Below are 18,342 nucleotides of genomic sequence, written 5' to 3' on the forward strand. Positions count from 1 at the left end.
CCGTCAGCACTGCCCGTAACGTTGCACTGTGACCCGGCATTCGGTGGAGCTGCTGGTGGGGGGTCGGATATACAGCTCATCTCATCCTGACGCCACCGCGATGGCGGTGCGCGACGGTGTGGTCGTGTGGCTGGGCGCGGATAACACCGGCCGCGCGCACTTCCCCCATGCCCGGGTCGTCGATCTCGACGACGGGTTTGTCACGCCCGCCTTCGTCGACAGCCACATCCACGTCACCGCCACCGGCCTGACTCTCACGGGGCTGGATTTGCGGCCGGCCACGTCACGTCGCCACTGTCTGCGGATGGTCGCCGACTACGCGGCCGCCCATCGCGGCCAGCCGGTGTGGGGACACGGCTGGGACGAGTCACGTTGGCCCGAACACGAACCGCCGAGCACCGCCGAGCTGGACGCGGTACTCGGCGACCGGCCCGGCTACCTGGCCCGTATCGATATGCATTCGGCGCTGGCGTCCAGCGCGCTACGCCGCTTGGTGCCCGGATTGGCCGGAGCAGCCGGCTTCTCCGCCCAGCGGCCCCTTGTCGGCGAGGCTCATCGGCTGGTGCGGGCCGCGGCCCGCGGCCGGTTGACGGGCGGGCAACTGGCAGAGGCCCGCACCGCGGCGCTGGACGCCGCCGCTGCGTGCGGCATCGTTGCGGTGCACGAATGCGCAGGCCCGGGTATCGGCGGGCTCGACGACTGGCAGCGCGTCCGCGACAGCGGCCATCGTGTCGAGGTGATCGGTTACTGGGGCGAGGCGGTGACCAGCCCGGGCCGCGCCCGCCACCTGCTGCGCGAGACCGGTGCCCGCGGACTGGCCGGTGATCTGTTCGTCGATGGAGCACTGGGCTCGCGCACCGCCTGGCTGCACGAACCCTACGCCGATTCGCCGGAGAGCAGCGGTGTCTGCTACCTCGACCCGGAGGCGATCACCGCACACCTGCGCGCATGTACCGAAGCCGGCGTCACGGCCGGGTTTCACGTCATCGGCGATGCCGCGGTCTCGGCGGTGGTCACCGCCTTAGAACAGGTGGTCGACGCTTTCGGGGTGGCCGCTGTCGCGCGCTGCGGGCACCGCTTGGAACATGTGGAGATGGTCACCGCAGATCAGGCAGCCAAACTGGCGGCCTGGGGTGTGATCGCCAGTGTGCAACCCAACTTCGATGCGCTCTGGGGTGGTCGGCACGGGATGTACGCTGACCGGCTGGGCGCCGAGCGAGCCAGCCGGCTCAACAATGTCGCGCTGTTAGCATCGCAAGGCGTGCCACTCGCGTTCGGTTCCGACGCGCCGGTGACTGATCTGAATCCGTGGACGAGCGTGCGGGCGGCGGCCAATCACCGCACGCCCGGCAGTGCGGTATCAGCACAGGCGGCGTTCGCCGCTGCGACTCGCGGGGGCTGGCGGGCCGCCGGGGTCCGCGACGCCCTGGCGGGCACACTGACGCCCGGCGCACCGGCGTCCTACGCCATTTGGGATATCGGGGAACTCGACAGTGGCGCACCAACGTGGTTGGCGGAGGTGTCCGCCCATCGCGGTGCGGAGCATAGCGGCGTGAGCCGCCCGGGCCGCAGTGGTGGGGCGGACGCTCGCCGGCGCGGGCCGGCTGCTCTGCGTTCGCGGGTCCCGGCATTACCGCGGCTGGGGCCCGCCGACGCCTTGCCGCGATGCCGGCAAACCGTCCGCGGGGGACTCGTCATCTATGGCTGACGAGACCGGCTGGCCGCGCCGCACACCCCGGCGCGACGAGATCACCGAGATTCTGCCGGTGGTCGGTGACGACGACACCGGCGCTCTCACCGTCGCAGCCGATGACGAAGGCATCGATGGGCAGACAGACCTTGAGCACGATATCGGCGATCCCCCCGATGCGCGGACACGAGGAGCCACCGAGGAGGCGTCCCGCGACGCGCGGACCGCTCCGCGTGCGACCGCTCTGCTCGCCGGGGCGGTTCGGATGGGATTGTCCCGCCTCGGCAGTGTGATCCTGGCGTGGCTGCGCACGGTGCTGCTGAGCAGCTTGCCGCGGCTGGGCAAAGCCACCCTGAGACGCTCACCGCGACTGGCTGCGGCGCTTGGCGCCGGTGCGCTGCTTCGGGCCAGTTTCCCCTCGGTGAACTGGTGGTGGGCTGCGGTGGTGGCCTTTGCGCTGCTGTCCTGGGTGCTGACTCGGCCGGCTACCACGGTGGCCGGCGGATTTGGCTACGGCTATTTGTGTGGGCTGTCGTTTTATCTGTCATTGTTGCCCTGGATCGGCACCCTCGTCGGCGCGGTGCCGCTGGTGGCATTGGTGGCCTTGTGCGCGGTGTTCCCGGGAATTTTCGGCCTGTCGGCCGTGGTGGTGCGGCGGCTGCCCGGCTGGCCGATCTGGTTCGCCCTGCTGTGGGCGGTGCAGGAGTGGCTGAAATGCACTGTGCCGTTTGGGGGATTCCCGTGGGGTGTGGTCGCGCAGGGACAAACCGACGGCCCGTTTCTGCCGCTGGCGCGGTTGGGCGGTGTTCCGCTGCTCTCGACGGCGATCGTGCTGATCGGTTGCAGTGTGACCGCAATCGCGTTGGAGATCGTGTCCTGGTGGCGGCGGGGTCCCCGGATCGCGAGCGGCTCCGGCGCGCCCGCTGATGCAGGTCCCCCGCCGGCGGTGGTGCTGCCGGGCTTATGCATCTGTGTCGTGCTGCTGCTCAGCATCATCGTCTGGCCACAGGCGCGGCGTTCGGGGATCGGGTCAGGCAATGATCCCAGCGTGACGGCGGCGGCGGTGCAAGGTAACGTGCCCCGACTCGGCTTTGACTTCAACGCGCAGCGCCTGGCGGTGCTGCGTAACCATGTGCGGGAGACCCTTCGGCTCGCCGACGACATCCGCGCCGGTGTCGCGCCGCAGCCTCAATTCGTCGTCTGGCCCGAAGACGCAACCGAAATCGATCCGCTGCTCAATTCCGACGCCGCGCAGCAGATCACCGCTGCCGCCGATGCGATCCGCGCACCGATTTTGGTTGGCGCGCTGACCGATGTTCCCGGCACGAATGCCGGCAAACCGGCCTACCGCAACACGGTGATTGTCTGGAATCCGCGGACCGGCGCGGCCGACCGCCACGACAAACAGATCGTGCAGCCGTTCGGCGAGTATCTGCCCTGGCGCGGGTTTTTCCGCCACCTGACCGCGCTCGCCGACATGGCAAGCAATATCGTGCCTGGTGAAAGTACTGGTGTTGTACGCGCCGCGGGCATCCCCATCGGTGTCGCCACCTGCTGGGAAGTGGTGTTTGATCGCGCGCTGCGAGAGTCGGTCCGCAACGGTGCGCAGGTGCTCACGGTGCCGGCCAACAACGCCAACTTCAACCAGACGATGAGCGAACAGCAGCTGGCCTTCTCCAAGATCCGCGCTGTGGAGAACGACCGGTATGTGATCGTCGCCAGTAACACCGGTATCAGCGCCGTGATCGCTCCGGATGGCCGTGAGCTGGCCCGTACTCAGTTCTTTGTGCCCACGTACCTGGACACCCAGGTGCGGCTCAAGACGACGTTGACGCCGGCCGGCCGGTGGGGCCCCGCGGGGCAGGGGTTGCTCGTGGTTTCGGGTGCCGCAGCCCTCCTCGTCGCGGTACGGCACAATAGGTGGTTCCCGCGCTTGAATCGCCGCCGGTTCCGGTCCGTGGACGAGTCCGATGCGCCGTCCGCCGGATCCGGGGACGATAAGTCCTCCGGCGCAGGGGAGCCGGAGGTTTTGCTCGGCGAAACCGGGCACCAGACCGCACCCGAGGACGACACCCCACCCGAGGAGGGCGGCCGACACTCGGCCGGGCGACACAGAGGAGCCACATGACCACCGGCCAGTCGGCGTCCCGACTTCAGGGCAGTCGTCCCAGCCAGCGCACCCTGGTGATCATTCCCACCTTCAACGAGCGCGAGAACCTGCCGTTGATCCTCGACCGGCTGCACCGGGCGTGTCCCGATGTTCACGTGCTGGTCGTCGACGACAGCAGCCCCGACGGCACCGGCCAGCTGGCAGACCAGTTGGCCGAGGCCGACCCCGACCGGGTGCACGTCATGCATCGCGTCACCAAGGACGGTTTAGGCGCCGCGTACCTCGCGGGTTTCGCATGGGGGCTGGGCCGGCGTTACACGGTGCTGGTCGAGATGGACGCCGACGGCAGTCATGCGCCGGAACAGCTGCACCGGCTGCTGGACGCCGTCGACGCCGGAGCAGACCTGGTCATCGGGTCGCGCTATGTCGACGGCGGAGCGGTGCGCAACTGGCCCTGGCGCCGCCGGGCGCTCTCCAAGACGGCGAACACCTATTCGCGGTTGCTCCTCGGCATCGACGTCCACGACGTGACCGCCGGTTATCGCGCCTACCGCCGCGAAGTGTTGGAGACCATCGACCTCGACGCTGTGGACTCCAAGGGTTACTGCTTCCAGATCGATCTGACGTTCCGCACGGTGACCAACGGCTTCGCGGTCGTCGAAGTGCCCATCACGTTCACCGAACGTGAACTGGGGGTGTCCAAGATGAGCGGTTCGAACATTCGGGAAGCGTTGGTCAAAGTGGCCCGATGGGGGATCGAGGGGCGGTTGACTCGGGGCCGCGCTGTCCGCGCCGACGATCTCAGCTAGCGCCGGCTCGCCGCTGAGGGCGCCGGCTCACCCCCACACCCACCCGGTGGTTCAGACCGAAGCGCCGATGCTCAGCTGCCGCGGCGGCGTGCCCGGATGATTTCGAGACGCTCCTTGAGCAGTTCGTCAAGCTCCTCGATCGTCCGTCGCTCGAGCAGCATGTCCCAGTGCGTCCGCGGTGGCTTGACCTTCTTGGGTTCCGGCTGGTCACCTTCGATCAGGACGCCTTCCATGCCGTTGCGGCACAGCCACGTGCTGGGGATCTCTGCGTCGTGGGCGAATGTGACTTCGAACACTTCACCGTTGTCGGTGCGGTACCGGGCAGTTTGACGCGGCGCCAGGTCGTGGTTGCGGTCAGTCTCGTAGCTCACGGCTCCGAGGCGACTGCCCCTCAGGACACGATCAGCCATCGACCCCTACTCCTCCGAATTTCTCGGTCCCATTCTGTTCACGGTCTCTTCGCGGTTACCAACGTTCGCGACGAGCTGCCTAGTTCCGGATATGACGCGACCTCTCATGATACCGGGATCGGAGCCGGTAACCGACTAAAGTCGACACCTGTGACTCGCCGAACGCGCCGGCAGCCGTGCCGTTGGTGCGGTCGTGATGTGACAGATACCGGCAGAGGCCGCCGCCGCCAGTACTGCCGACAGGCCTGCCGACAGCGGGCCTACGAGCAACGGGCGTTGATCACCGGGGCCAAATCGACATCGTTGTCGCCCGACGCGGTGGTGCTCTCAGCCACTGAGGCGGCCGATCTCGCAGACCGGGTTTACCAGGTACGATGCGCAGCAGAGGACGTTGCCACAGCACTTGACGAGGGGGCTGGACCGTCCGAGCTTCGTCATCTGTGTGCGGTGTTGATCCGGGCAGCCCGGGCTGCAGACGGGTGGCGCTGAGCGCGGCGCCCCGACCCGTACCAAGCCCCGTCAATGGCGTGAGTCGTGGTCGAACGGCGCGGTTGGCAGGGGGCCGAAGTCCAGGAGGGTGTGCTGAGACTCCGGGCCGGCACCCGCAGCGCCGACCTGGGCCGCCGTGCCCGGCTGACCACACCGGACGCGACGCGGCTGTCCGGCCGCCACCGCTCACAGGTACAGTCGCGCCATGGACTGCCGGGCCGCGGGCGAGTCGGCCGCACACGCCCGGCCACCCAGCGGGTGGCTGTTTCTCTGCGCGGCGCGGCCTGCTCAGGGAGAAAGCCGAGAACATCGGAAGGTTTGGTAATCCTGGCGGAGTTGGCGATACTCACCACCAACGTCCTTGGATTGGCGTGCCGGCATGCGACGTCGCCGCGTAGACCAACTTCATTTTTCCTGACCCGACACGGGCTGCGTTGGGCAGCCACAGACGACCGGTGTTAAGCGAGGGGTAGCCACATGGTTGATCAACTCCAGCACGCGACCGAGGCGTTGCGGAAAGCGCTGGTTCAGGTCGAGCGGTTGAAGCGCAAGAACCGTGCGCTGCTGGAACGGTCGAGTGAACCGGTCGCGATTGTGGGGATGGCGTGTCGTTTCCCGGGTGGGGTGGATTGCCCGGAGGCGTTATGGGAGATGCTGGTCGAGGGCCGTGACGTGGTGTCGGAGTTCCCGACCGACCGCGGGTGGGATCTGGCCGGGTTGTTTGACCCCGACCCCGACACGCCGCACAAGACCTACACGCGCCATGGCGGATTCGTTGACGACGTCGCGGGTTTCGACGCCGGCTTTTTCGGGGTGTCACCAACCGAGGCGTTGGCCACCGACCCGCAGCACCGCATGCTGCTGGAGCTGTCGTGGGAGGCGTTGGAGCGGGCCGGGATTGATCCGATGTCGTTGCGGGGCAGCGCCACCGGGGTATTCGCCGGGCTCATCGTGCAGGGCTACGGCATGCTCGCCGACGAGATCGAGGGCTACCGGCTCACCGGCATGACCTCCAGCGTGGCCACCGGGCGGGTGGCGTATGTGCTGGGGTTGGAGGGCCCGGCGGTGTCGGTGGATACCGCGTGTTCCTCGTCGCTGGTGGCGCTGCATATGGCGGTGGCCTCGCTGCGTTCGGGTGAATGCGACCTGGCCCTGGCCGGGGGAGTCACCGTCAACGCCACACCGACGGTGTTCGTCGAATTCAGCCGGCACCGGGGATTGGCGCCCGATGGGCGCTGCAAGCCGTTCGCCGGGGCGGCCGACGGGGTCGGCTGGTCCGAGGGTGGGGGGATGGTGGTGGTGGAGCGGCTTTCGGATGCGCAGCGGTTGGGGCATCCGGTGTTGGCGGTGGTGCGTGGTTCGGCGGTCAATCAGGATGGGGCTTCCAACGGGTTGACGGCTCCCAATGGGCCGTCGCAGCAGCGGGTGGTGCGTGCGGCGTTGGCCAATGCGGGGTTGAGCCCGGCGGAGGTGGATGTGGTGGAGGGTCATGGCACCGGCACCACGTTGGGGGATCCGATTGAGGCGCAGGCGTTGTTGGCCACCTATGGGCAAAATCGTTCGCAGCCGCTGTGGTTGGGTTCGATTAAGTCGAATATGGGTCATACCCAGGCGGCGGCCGGGGTGGCGGGTGTGATCAAGATGGTGTTGGCGTTGCGCCACGAGTGGTTGCCGGCGACGTTGCATGTGGATAGGCCCAGTCCGCATGTGGATTGGTCGGCGGGTCAGGTGGCGTTGTTGACCGAGGGCCGGCCGTGGCCGGCGGCGGGGCGGGTGCGCCGGGCGGGGGTGTCCTCGTTTGGGATTTCGGGCACGAATGCGCATGTGATTCTTGAGGCTGCGCCGCCGCAGCCGCCGCGGCCCGAGTCGGCCACGCGTCCGCCGGTGTTGGCGTGGGTGGTGTCGGCGAAAACCGCGTCGGGGTTGGGGGCGCAGGCGGCCCGGCTGCGTGAGTTTGTGGGTGCGCGCCCGGGGCTGGATGCGCTGGATGTGGGCTGGTCGTTGGCGGGCCGCTCGGTGTTTGAGCATCGGGCGGTGGTGCTGGGGGCCGATCGTGAGCAGCTGCTGGCCGGGCTTTCCCAGCTGGCCGAGGGCATCCCCGGCGCCGGTGTCATCAGCGGCAGCGCCGCCCCCAGCGGCAAAACCGTGTTCATCTTCCCCGGCCAAGGCTCCCAATGGCTCGGCATGGGCGTCGAATTACTGGATTGTGCACCGGTTTTCGCGCAACAGATCAACGCATGCGCAGAGGCTTTCTCTGAATTCGTGGACTGGTCGCTCACCGATGTGCTGCGCGGAGCGCCCGGTGCCCCGGGCCTGGACCGCGTCGACGTGGTACAGCCCGCGCTGTTCGCGGTGATGGTGTCGCTGGCCGAGCTGTGGAAGTCGATCGGGGTGAAACCGGATGCTGTGATCGGTCATTCACAAGGGGAGATCGCTGCCGCCTATGTGGCAGGTGCGTTGTCGCTGCGCGACGCGGCTCGCGTGGTAACGCTGCGCAGCAAGCTGTTAACCGGTTTATCCGGGCCGGGCGGCATGGTGTCCATCGCCTGCAGTGTGGAGCGGGCGCGAGAGTTGTTGTCACCCTTGGGAGAACGTATCAGCATCGCCGCCGTGAACGGGCGGTCGGCGGTAGTGGTGTCGGGCGACGTCGCTGCCCTGGACGAATTGATGCGGCAATGCGCGGCGCACGAGCTGCGGGCCCGCCGCATCGACGTGGACTACGCATCGCATTCGGTTGAAGTCGAGGTTATTCGCGACCAGCTCAGCGCGGCCCTGTCGGGTATCGAGCCGCGTTCATCGCGCACCACGTTCTTCTCCACAGTCACCGGCGATGTGATGGACACCGCCGACCTCGACGCCGACTACTGGTATCGCAACATCCGGCAGACCGTGCAGTTCGAGGCGGCGGTGCGCAGCGCGTGCCAACGGGGGTACCGCACCTTCATCGAATGCAGTCCGCACCCTGCACTGATCACCGGCGTCGAGGACACGTTCGACGACTGTGTCGGCGGTGACCGGCACGCGATCGTCATCCCCACCCTGGGCCGCGAGGACGGCGGGCTGGATCGGTTCCTCACCTCCGCTGCGGGGGTGTTTGTGTCGGGTGTGGGGGTGGATTGGCGGGTTGTGTTGGCGGGTGGGGGTTTTGTGGAGTTGCCGACGTATGCGTTTGAGCGGCGGCGGTTTTGGCTTGCTGGTGATGGTGCGTCGGTGGATGCGGCGGGGTTGGGTTTGCAGGCGGGGGGGCATCCGTTGGTGGGTGCGGTGGTGGAGTTGCCGGCGTCTGGGGGTGGTGTTGACGGGGCGGCTGTCGGTGGCGGTGCAGGGGTGGTTGGCAGATCATGCGGTGGGTGGTGGTGGGGTGCGAGTTGGTGATCCGCGCCGGTGATGAGGTGGGTTGTGGGGTGGTTGAGGAGTTGACGTTGGCGGCGCCGTTGGTGGTGGGGTGGTGGTGGTGGTGGTGGTGGGTGCTGCTGAGAGGGTCGGCGGGGTGTGTGTATTCGCGGGTTGGCTGATGGGGCGTGGGTCAGTCATGCCGAGGGGGTGTTGCGGCCGGGGGTGGTGGAGCCGGTGGCGGATTTGTCGGTGTGGCCGCCGGTGGGTGCCGCCCCGGTGGATGTGGGTGATGGGTATGCGGGGTTGGCGGCGCGTGGGTATGGCTATGGTGCGGCGTTTCGGGGGTTGACTGCGCTGTGGCGTCGTGGTGATGAGGTGTTTGCTGAGGTGGCGTTGCCGGAGGCGGCGGGGGGTGTGGGTGGTTTTGGTGTGCACCCGGTGCTGGTGGATGCGGCGTTGCATGCGTTGTTGATGGCCGGTGCTGAGGGTGCCGAGGGTGCGGTGTTGGTGCCGTTTTGTTGGCAGGGGGTGTCGTTGCACGCTGCTGGTGCCAGTGCGGTGCGGGTGCGTGTCGCGCCGGCGGGTCCGTCGGCGGTGTCGATTGAGTTGGCTGATGGGTTGGGGTTGCCGGTGTTGTCGGTGGCGGCGATGCGGGCTCGCCCGGTCAGTGCGCAGCAGTTGCGGGCGGCGGTGTCGGGGGTTGGCCCGGATCGGTTATTTGAGCTGGTGTGGTCGGCGGTGTCTGCGGCGGCGGGTGCGGGGGTGCAGTCTTATGAGCTGTTTGAGTCGGTGCCTGCTGAGGGGCCGGCGGGGGTGGCTGAGCGGACCCGTCAGGTGCTGGCTGTGGTGCAGTCGTGGGTGGCTGAGCGTGATGGGGGGGTGTTGGTGGTGCTTACCCGGGGTGCGGTGGGGTTGCCCGGTGAGCGGGTCAGGGATTTGGCGGGGGCCGCGGTGTGGGGGTTGGTGCGTTCGGCGCAGACCGAGCATCCGGGCCGGTTGGTGCTTGCCGATGTGGATGGGCCGCTCGATGATGCGGCGGTGGCGGCGATTTTGGGTGCTGGGGAGCCGCAGGTGTGTGTGCGCGGTGGGCGGGTTTATGTGCCGCGGGTGCATGCCAGTCGGGCGGTGGATTCGGTGCTGGTGCCCCCCGGGGATGGGCCCTGGCGGTTGGGGCTCAGCAGTGCGGGCACCTTCGAGAACCTGATCCTTGAACCGGTTCCCCACGCCGATGCCCCGCTGCAGCCCGGCCAGGTCCGCGTCGCCGTGCGCGCTATCGCCGCCAACTTCCGCGACGTCATGATCACCCTGGGCATGTTCACCCACGACGCTCTACTCGGCGGCGAGGCCGCTGGCGTGGTGGTCGAAGTCGGGCCCGGCGTCACCGAATTCGCTGTGGGCGACCGGGTGATGGGGTTCTTCCCCGACGGCAGCGGCACCCTGGTGGCCGGCGATGTCCGGCTGCTGTTGCCGATGCCCGCCGACTGGTCGTATGCCCAAGCCGCCGGTGTATCAGCGGTTTTCATGACCGCCTACTACGCTTTTGTGCACCTGGCCGAGGTGAAGGCGGGGCAGCGGGTGTTGGTGCATGCCGCCACTGGGGGGGTGGGGATGGCTGCGGTGCAGTTGGCCCGTCATTTGGGGTTGGAGGTTTTCGCGACCGCCAGCCGGCCTAAGTGGGACACGTTGCGGGCCATGGGTTTTGACGATGATCACATCGCCGACTCGCGCACGCTGGAGTTTGAGCAGAAGTTCCGTGCGGTCACCGGGGGGCGCGGTGTGGATGTGGTGCTTGACTCGCTGGCCGGTGATTTCGTGGACGCTTCGCTGCGGCTGGTCGCCCCCGGCGGGGTGTTTTTGGAGATGGGCAAGACCGATATCCGCGACCCCGCCGTGGTGGCCCAGCACCACCCCGGTGTGCGCTACCGCGCCTTCGACCTCTTCGAACCCGGCCGGGTGCGCATGCACCAGTATCTGCTCGAGCTGGCGGAGCTGTTCGATGCGAAGATCCTCAAGCCGTTGCCGGTGACGGTGTTTGATGTGCGTCGCGCGCCGGCGGCGCTGCGGTATCTGAGTCAGGCCCGTCATGTGGGCAAGGTGGTGCTGACGATGCCGGATGCGTGGGCGGCGGGCACGGTGCTGATCACCGGTGGCACCGGGATGGCCGGTTCGGCGTTGGCGCGTCATCTGGTGGACCGCCACGGGGTGCGGCACCTGCTGTTGGTGAGCCGGCGCGGCCCGGATGCGCCCGGCGCGGCGGAGTTGGTCAGCGAGTTGACCCAGGCCGGCGCTCATGTGCGGGTGGTGGCCTGCGACGCCGCCGATCGCGACGCCCTGGCGGCAGTGCTCGCGGATATTCCGCACCAGTGTCCGCTGTCGGCGGTGATCCATGCGGCCGGGATCGTCGACGACGCGGTGATCACCTCGTTGACGCCGGAGCGTCTTGATGCGGTGTTGCGCGCCAAGGTGGATGCGGCGTGGAATCTGCACGAGCTGACCCGGGAGCTGGATGTGTCGGCGTTCGTGATGTTCTCGTCGCTGGCCGGGCTGGTGGGCTCCTCGGGGCAGGCCAACTACGCGGCGGCCAACTCCTACCTCGACGCGCTGGCCATGTACCGGCGCGCCCACGGTCTACCGGCGACGGCGCTGGCCTGGGGCCTGTGGCAGCAGGCCAGCACCATGACCGGCGGCCTGGCGGACACCGACCGCGCGCGGCTAAGCCGCGGCGGCGTCCTGGGACTGCCGACCGCCGAAGCTCTCGAATTACTCGACACCGCTTTGATCGTCGACGAACCGGTCCAGATCGCCGCGCGCATCGACCTGGCCGCGCTGCGCGCCGCGTCGGCAACCCCGGGCCTGGTCCCGCCGATGTTCGGCGACCTCATCCACGCGCCGGCGCGCCGCCACGTTGATGAGTCGCTGGCCGCCACTAAATCGAAATCTGCGCTGGCGCAGCGTCTGCACGGGCTGCCCGACGAGGAGCAGCACGCGGTGCTGCTGGATCTGGTGCGCTCGCACATCGCCACCGTGCTGGGCAACATCAGCCCCGACGCGGTCGACCCGGACAAGGCGTTCCAGGAACTGGGCTTCGACTCGCTGACCGCCGTCGAACTGCGCAACCGGCTCAAAGCCGCAACCGGGCTGTCACTGTCACCCACCCTGATCTTCGACTACCCGACCCCCCGCGGCCTTGCCACCTACATCCGCACCGAACTGGCCGGAGTCCCGCAGGAAATCAAGCACATTCCCGCGGCGCGGCCCGCAGGTGACGACCCCGTCGCGATTGTGGGGATGGCGTGTCGTTTCCCGGGTGGGGTGGATTGCCCGGAGGCGTTATGGGAGATGCTGGTCGAGGGCCGTGACGTGGTGTCGGAGTTCCCGACCGACCGCGGGTGGGATCTGGCCGGGTTGTTCAACCCCGACCCCGATGTTCCGGGTGCCTGTTACACCCGCACTGGCGGATTCGTAGACGGTGTCGCCGATTTCGATCCCGGGTTCTTCGGGATCGGGCCGAGCGAGGCACTCGCGATGGATCCGCAGCAGCGGATGTTCCTCGAACTTGCGTGGGAGGCGTTGGAGCGGGCCGGGATTGATCCGATGTCGTTGCGGGGCAGCGCCACCGGGGTATTCGCCGGGATCATGACCCAGGGCTACGGCATGTTCGCCGCCGAGCCGGTGGAGGGGTTCCGGCTGACCGGACAGCTCTCCAGCGTGGCCTCGGGCCGGGTGGCGTATGTGCTGGGGTTGGAGGGCCCGGCGGTGTCGGTGGATACCGCGTGTTCCTCGTCGCTGGTGGCGCTGCATATGGCGGTGGCCTCGCTGCGTTCGGGTGAATGCGACCTGGCCCTGGCCGGGGGAGTCACCGTCAACGCCACACCCGACATCTTCGTCGAGTTCAGCCGCTGGCGCGGGCTGTCCCCTGATGGGCGCTGCAAGGCGTTCGCCGGGGCAGCCGACGGCACCGGGTTCTCCGAGGGTGGGGGGATGGTGGTGGTGGAGCGGCTTTCGGATGCGCAGCGGTTGGGGCATCCGGTGTTGGCGGTGGTGCGTGGTTCGGCGGTCAATCAGGATGGGGCTTCCAACGGGTTGACGGCTCCCAATGGGCCGTCGCAGCAGCGGGTAGTGCGTGCGGCGTTGGCCAATGCGGGGTTGAGCCCGGCGGAGGTGGATGTGGTGGAGGGTCATGGCACCGGCACCACGTTGGGGGATCCGATTGAGGCGCAGGCGTTGTTGGCCACCTATGGGCAAAATCGTTCGCAGCCGCTGTGGTTGGGTTCGATTAAGTCGAATATGGGTCATACCCAGGCGGCGGCCGGGGTGGCGGGTGTGATCAAGATGGTGTTGGCGTTGCGCCACGAGTGGTTGCCGGCGACGTTGCATGTGGATAGGCCCAGTCCGCATGTGGATTGGTCGGCGGGTCAGGTGGCGTTGTTGACCGAGGGCCGGCCGTGGCCGGCGGCGGGGCGGGTGCGCCGGGCGGGGGTGTCCTCGTTTGGGATTTCGGGCACGAATGCGCATGTGATTCTTGAGGCTGCCCGCCGCAGCCGCCGCGGCCCGAGTCGGCCACGCGTCCGCCGGTGTTGGCGTGGGTGGTGTCGGCGAAAACCGCGTCGGGTTGGGGCGCAGGCGGCCCGGCTGCGTGAGTTTGTGGGTGCGCGCCCGGGGCTGGATGCGCTGGATGTGGGCTGGTCGTTGGCGGGCCGCTCGGTGTTTGAGCATCGGGCGGTGGTGCTGGGGGCCGATCGTGAGCAGCTGCTGGCCGGGCTTTCCCAGCTGGCCGAGGGCATCCCCGGCGCCGGTGTCATCAGCGGCAGCGCCGCCCCCAGCGGCAAAACCGTGTTCATCTTCCCCGGCCAAGGCTCCCAATGGCTCGGCATGGGAAAGGGCCTGCATGCCGCATACCCGGTTTTCGCCGAGGCGTTCGACACCGTCGTAGCCGAGCTGGACCGGCACCTGTTACGTCCACTGCGTGAGGTGATGTGGGGCACAGACGAAAATCTTCTGAACACAACAGAGTTCGCCCAGCCCGCGCTGTTCGCAGTGGAAGTGGCGTTGTTCCGGTTGCTTGACTCCTGGGGAATCCGGCCCGATTTCGTGATGGGCCATTCGGTCGGTGAACTCACCGCAGCGCACGTCGCTGGTGTCCTCTCACTGGAGAACGCGGCGGTATTGGTGGCTGCGCGGGGGCGGTTCATGCAATCCTTGACCGCTGGCGGCGCCATGGTCGCCGTGCAGGCCACCGAAGAGGAAGTGCAGCCGCTGCTGGGCGCCGATGCCGGTATCGCCGCGATCAACGGTCCGGCGTCGGTGGTGATCTCCGGAGCTGAGGCCGCGGTGAGCGCCGTCGCCGAGCAGCTGCGCGGCCAGGGCCGCAAGGTTCACAGATTGGCTGTCTCGCACGCGTTCCACTCCCCGCTGATGGAACCCATGGTCGACGAATTCGGCGCTGTTGCCGCGGAACTCGCCGTCGGACAGCCCGTCATTCCGATCATCTCCAACATCACCGGTGAATCGGCAGCACACGACTTCGCTTCGGCCGACTACTGGAAACGTCACATCCGTCAGCCGGTACGCTTCGCCGACAGCATCCGCTTCGCCCACTCAGCCGGGGTGACGCGTTTCCTCGAAGTCGGGCCGACGGGCGGTTTGACAGCAGCCGTCGCGGAATCGCTGCCGGACGCTGACCCGCTGCTGGTGTCGACGCTGCGCAAAGACCGCCCCGAGCCCGACACGCTGGCGAACGCCGCTGCGGGGGTGTTTGTGTCGGGTGTGGGGGTGGATTGGCGGGTTGTGTTGGCGGGTGGGGGTTTTGTGGAGTTGCCGACGTATGCGTTTGAGCGGCGGCGGTTTTGGCTTGCTGGTGATGGTGCGTCGGTGGATGCGGCGGGGTTGGGTTTGCAGGCGGGGGCATCCGTTGGTGGGTGCGGTGGTGGAGTTGCCGGCGTCTGGGGGGGTGGTGTTGACGGGGCGGCTGTCGGTGGCGGTGCAGGGGTGGTTGGCAGATCATGCGGTGTCGGGGGTGGTGGTGTTTCCGGGTGCGGGGTTTGTGGAGTTGGTGATCCGCGCCGGTGATGAGGTGGGTTGTGGGGTGGTTGAGGAGTTGACGTTGGCGGCGCCGTTGGTGGTGCCGGCGTCGGGGTCGGTGGCGGTGCAGGTGGTGGTGGGTGCTGCTGAGGAGTCGGGTCGGCGGGGGGTGTGGGTGTATTCGCGGGTTGATGCTGATGGGGCGTGGGTCAGTCATGCCGAGGGGGTGTTGCGGCCGGGGGTGGTGGAGCCGGTGGCGGATTTGTCGGTGTGGCCGCCGGTGGGTGCCGCCCCGGTGGATGTGGGTGATGGGTATGCGGGGTTGGCGGCGCGTGGGTATGGCTATGGTGCGGCGTTTCGGGGGTTGACTGCGCTGTGGCGTCGTGGTGATGAGGTGTTTGCTGAGGTGGCGTTGCCGGAGGCGGCGGGGGGTGTGGGTGGTTTTGGTGTGCACCCGGTGCTGGTGGATGCGGCGTTGCATGCGTTGTTGATGGCCGGTGCTGAGGGTGCCGAGGGTGCGGTGTTGGTGCCGTTTTGTTGGCAGGGGGTGTCGTTGCACGCTGCTGGTGCCAGTGCGGTGCGGGTGCGTGTCGCGCCGGCGGGTCCGTCGGCGGTGTCGATTGAGTTGGCTGATGGGTTGGGGTTGCCGGTGTTGTCGGTGGCGGCGATGCGGGCTCGCCCGGTCAGTGCGCAGCAGTTGCGGGCGGCGGTGTCGGGGGTTGGCCCGGATCGGTTATTTGAGCTGGTGTGGTCGGCGGTGTCTGCGGCGGCGGGTGCGGGGGGTGCAGTCTTATGAGCTGTTTGAGTCGGTGCCTGCTGAGGGGCCGGCGGGGGTGGCTGAGCGGACCCGTCAGGTGCTGGCTGTGGTGCAGTCGTGGGTGGCTGAGCGTGATGGGGGGGTGTTGGTGGTGCTTACCCGGGGTGCGGTGGGGTTGCCCGGTGAGCGGGTCAGGGATTTGGCGGGGGCCGCGGTGTGGGGGTTGGTGCGTTCGGCGCAGACCGAGCATCCGGGCCGGTTGGTGCTTGCCGATGTGGATGGGCCGCTCGATGATGCGGCGGTGGCGGCGATTTTGGGTGCTGGGGAGCCGCAGGTGTGTGTGCGCGGTGGGCGGGTTTATGTGCCGCGGGTGCATGCCAGTCGGGCGGTGGATTCGGTGCTGGTGCCCCCCGGGGATGGGCCCTGGCGGTTGGGGCTCAGCAGTGCGGGCACCTTCGAGAACCTGATCCTTGAACCGGTTCCCCACGCCGATGCCCCGCTGCAGCCCGGCCAGGTCCGCGTCGCCGTGCGCGCTATCGCCGCCAACTTCCGCGACGTCATGATCACCCTGGGTCTTTACCCCGACGACGACGCGGCCATGGGTATCGAGGCCACCGGCACGGTCATCGAAACCTGTTCAGCAGGTGGTCGTTTCGCTGTAGGCGACCGGGTGATGGGGTTCTTCCCCGACGGCAGCGGCACAACCGCGGTCACCGACGAGCGGCTGCTGGCCGAAGTACCGACGGGCTGGTCGCACACCGACGCCGCGACCGCATCAGTCGGCTTCGCCACCGCCTACTACGCTTTTGTGCACCTGGCCGAGGTGAAGGCGGGGCAGCGGGTGTTGGTGCATGCCGCCACTGGGGGGGTGGGGATGGCTGCGGTGCAGTTGGCCCGTCATTTGGGGTTGGAGGTTTTCGCGACCGCCAGCCGGCCTAAGTGGGACACGTTGCGGGCCATGGGTTTTGACGATGATCACATCGCCGACTCGCGCACGCTGGAGTTTGAGCAGAAGTTCCGTGCGGTCACCGGGGGGCGCGGTGTGGATGTGGTGCTTGACTCGCTGGCCGGTGATTTCGTGGACGCTTCGCTGCGGCTGGTCGCCCCCGGCGGGGTGTTTTTGGAGATGGGCAAGACCGATATCCGCGACCCCGCCGTGGTGGCCCAGCACCACCCCGGTGTGCGCTACCGCGCCTTCGACCTCTTCGAAGCCGGCGCGGACGGCATCCGGCGCATCCTCGCCGACCTGACCGCGATGTTCACCGAGAAGGCGCTCAAGCCGTTGCCGGTGACGGTGTTTGATGTGCGTCGCGCGCCGGCGGCGCTGCGGTATCTGAGTCAGGCCCGTCATGTGGGCAAGGTGGTGCTGACGATGCCGGATGCGTGGGCGGCGGGCACGGTGCTGATCACCGGTGGCACCGGGATGGCCGGTTCGGCGTTGGCGCGTCATCTGGTGGACCGCCACGGGGTGCGGCACCTGCTGTTGGTGAGCCGGCGCGGCCCGGATGCGCCCGGCGCGGCGGAGTTGGTCAGCGAGTTGACCCAGGCCGGCGCTCATGTGCGGGTGGTGGCCTGCGACGCCGCCGATCGCGACGCCCTGGCGGCAGTGCTCGCGGATATTCCGCACCAGTGTCCGCTGTCGGCGGTGATCCATGCGGCCGGGATCGTCGCCGACGCGGTGATCACCTCGTTGACGCCGGAGCGTCTTGATGCGGTGTTGCGCGCCAAGGTGGATGCGGCGTGGAATCTGCACGAGCTGACCCGGGAGCTGGATGTGTCGGCGTTCGTGATGTTCTCGTCGCTGGCCGGGCTGGTGGGCTCCTCGGGGCAGGCCAACTACGCGGCGGCCAACTCCTACCTCGACGCGCTGGCCATGTACCGGCGCGCCCACGGTCTACCGGCGACGGCGCTGGCCTGGGGCCTGTGGCAGCAGGCCAGCACCATGACCGGCGGCCTGGGCGCGACTGATTACGCCCGGTTTGCCCGAGACGGCGTCGTGGCGATGTCGCTGGCCGAAGCGCTCGAGCTCTTCGACACCGCGATCATCGTCAACGAACCCTTCCTGCTGCCGGCCCGCATCGACCTGGCGGCCTTGCGGACCAAATTCGACGACGGCACCCTGCCGCCGATGTTCGTTGATCTGATCAACGCCCCCGCCCGTCGCCGTGTCGACGATTCGCTGGCCGCCGCTAAATCGAAATCGGCTCTGCTGCAACGTCTCGAAGGGCTCTCCGACGAGGAGCAGCACGCGGTGCTGCTGGATCTGGTGCGCTCGCACATCGCCACCGTGCTGGGCAACATCAGCCCCGACGCGGTCGACCCGGACAAGGCGTTCCAGGAACTGGGCTTCGACTCGCTGACCGCCGTCGAAATGCGCAACCGGCTCAAAGCCGCAACCGGGCTGTCACTGTCACCCACCCTGATCTTCGACTACCCCAACTCTGCAGCGTTGGCCGGCTACTTCCGTCAAGAACTGCTGGGCACCGCGGCGCAGGACGGCCACCAGCCCGCGCCCGGGGAAGCGGAGATCCAACGGGTAGTGGCTTCGATCCCGGTCAAGCGTCTGCGGCAAGCCGGAGTGCTGGATTTGTTGCTCAAGCTGGCGAATGAAACCGACGGGGCCGCCGACTCGGAGAGCACCGAGAAACAGATCGCGGATATGGACCTCGACGACTTGGTCAACGCTGCACTGCGTGACGACGACGAGTAAGCCTGAGGTC

Annotated in this window: 9 protein-coding genes and 1 pseudogene; 9 read left to right on the top strand and 1 reads right to left on the bottom strand. The window is 68.1% G+C overall.

Annotation, left to right across the window (positions count from 1 at the left end):
* The first annotated feature begins 28 nt into the window (after positions 1-28).
* Genes G6N08_RS15620 through G6N08_RS15630 form a run of 3 tightly spaced genes read left to right on the top strand, consistent with a single transcriptional unit; the run spans position 29 to position 4,609 of the window.
* Positions 29-1,708: an amidohydrolase gene (locus tag G6N08_RS15620; protein ID WP_163758757.1), complete on the top strand. Its 1,680-nt coding sequence runs from the start codon at positions 29-31 to the stop codon at positions 1,706-1,708.
* A complete protein-coding gene (lnt, locus tag G6N08_RS15625) occupies positions 1,701-3,818 on the top strand; it encodes an apolipoprotein N-acyltransferase (RefSeq protein ID WP_163758759.1) in 2,118 nt (705 codons plus the stop codon). The genes G6N08_RS15620 and lnt overlap by 8 nt, the downstream gene beginning before the upstream one ends.
* Positions 3,815-4,609 carry a polyprenol monophosphomannose synthase gene (locus G6N08_RS15630; protein WP_163758761.1) on the top strand — a complete coding sequence of 265 codons (795 nt, stop codon included), beginning with the start codon at positions 3,815-3,817 and terminating at the stop codon, positions 4,607-4,609. Before lnt ends, G6N08_RS15630 begins: the two co-directional genes overlap by 4 nt.
* A gap of 71 nt (positions 4,610-4,680) precedes the next feature.
* Here the strand turns inward: G6N08_RS15630 and G6N08_RS15635 are convergent, their stop codons facing one another.
* Entirely contained in the window at positions 4,681-5,019 is a 339-nt protein-coding gene (locus tag G6N08_RS15635) for an RNA polymerase-binding protein RbpA (protein WP_163758763.1), read from the bottom strand.
* A 150-nt stretch (positions 5,020-5,169) separates the two neighbouring features.
* Between G6N08_RS15635 and G6N08_RS15640 the strand changes: the two genes are divergently transcribed.
* The 6 genes and pseudogenes from G6N08_RS15640 to G6N08_RS20825 form a co-directional block, all read left to right on the top strand.
* Entirely contained in the window at positions 5,170-5,508 is a 339-nt protein-coding gene (locus G6N08_RS15640) for a hypothetical protein (RefSeq protein ID WP_163758765.1), read from the top strand.
* 477 nt (positions 5,509-5,985) lie between these two features.
* Positions 5,986-8,883 carry a type I polyketide synthase gene (locus G6N08_RS20805; protein WP_174813301.1) on the top strand — a complete coding sequence of 966 codons (2,898 nt, stop codon included), beginning with the start codon at positions 5,986-5,988 and terminating at the stop codon, positions 8,881-8,883.
* The gene (locus tag G6N08_RS20810) at positions 8,850-9,023 is read left to right on the top strand and encodes a hypothetical protein (protein ID WP_174813302.1); all 174 of its coding nucleotides are present in this window, start codon (positions 8,850-8,852) and stop codon (positions 9,021-9,023) included. Before G6N08_RS20805 ends, G6N08_RS20810 begins: the two co-directional genes overlap by 34 nt.
* Positions 9,016-14,913 (top strand): type I polyketide synthase, encoded by a 5,898-nt coding sequence (locus tag G6N08_RS20815; RefSeq protein ID WP_246216773.1) that lies wholly within the window; start codon positions 9,016-9,018, stop codon positions 14,911-14,913. Before G6N08_RS20810 ends, G6N08_RS20815 begins: the two co-directional genes overlap by 8 nt.
* Positions 14,798-15,661 carry a polyketide synthase dehydratase domain-containing protein gene (locus tag G6N08_RS20820; RefSeq protein WP_246216853.1) on the top strand — a complete coding sequence of 288 codons (864 nt, stop codon included), beginning with the start codon at positions 14,798-14,800 and terminating at the stop codon, positions 15,659-15,661. Before G6N08_RS20815 ends, G6N08_RS20820 begins: the two co-directional genes overlap by 116 nt.
* A 1-nt stretch (position 15,662) precedes the next feature.
* Positions 15,663-18,332 (top strand): annotated as a pseudogene (locus G6N08_RS20825) (type I polyketide synthase); the annotation flags it as partial.
* Positions 18,333-18,342 lie beyond the last annotated feature (10 nt).

This window comes from Mycobacterium botniense, assembly GCF_010723305.1.
GTDB classification, from domain to species: Bacteria; Actinomycetota; Actinomycetes; order Mycobacteriales; family Mycobacteriaceae; genus Mycobacterium; species Mycobacterium botniense.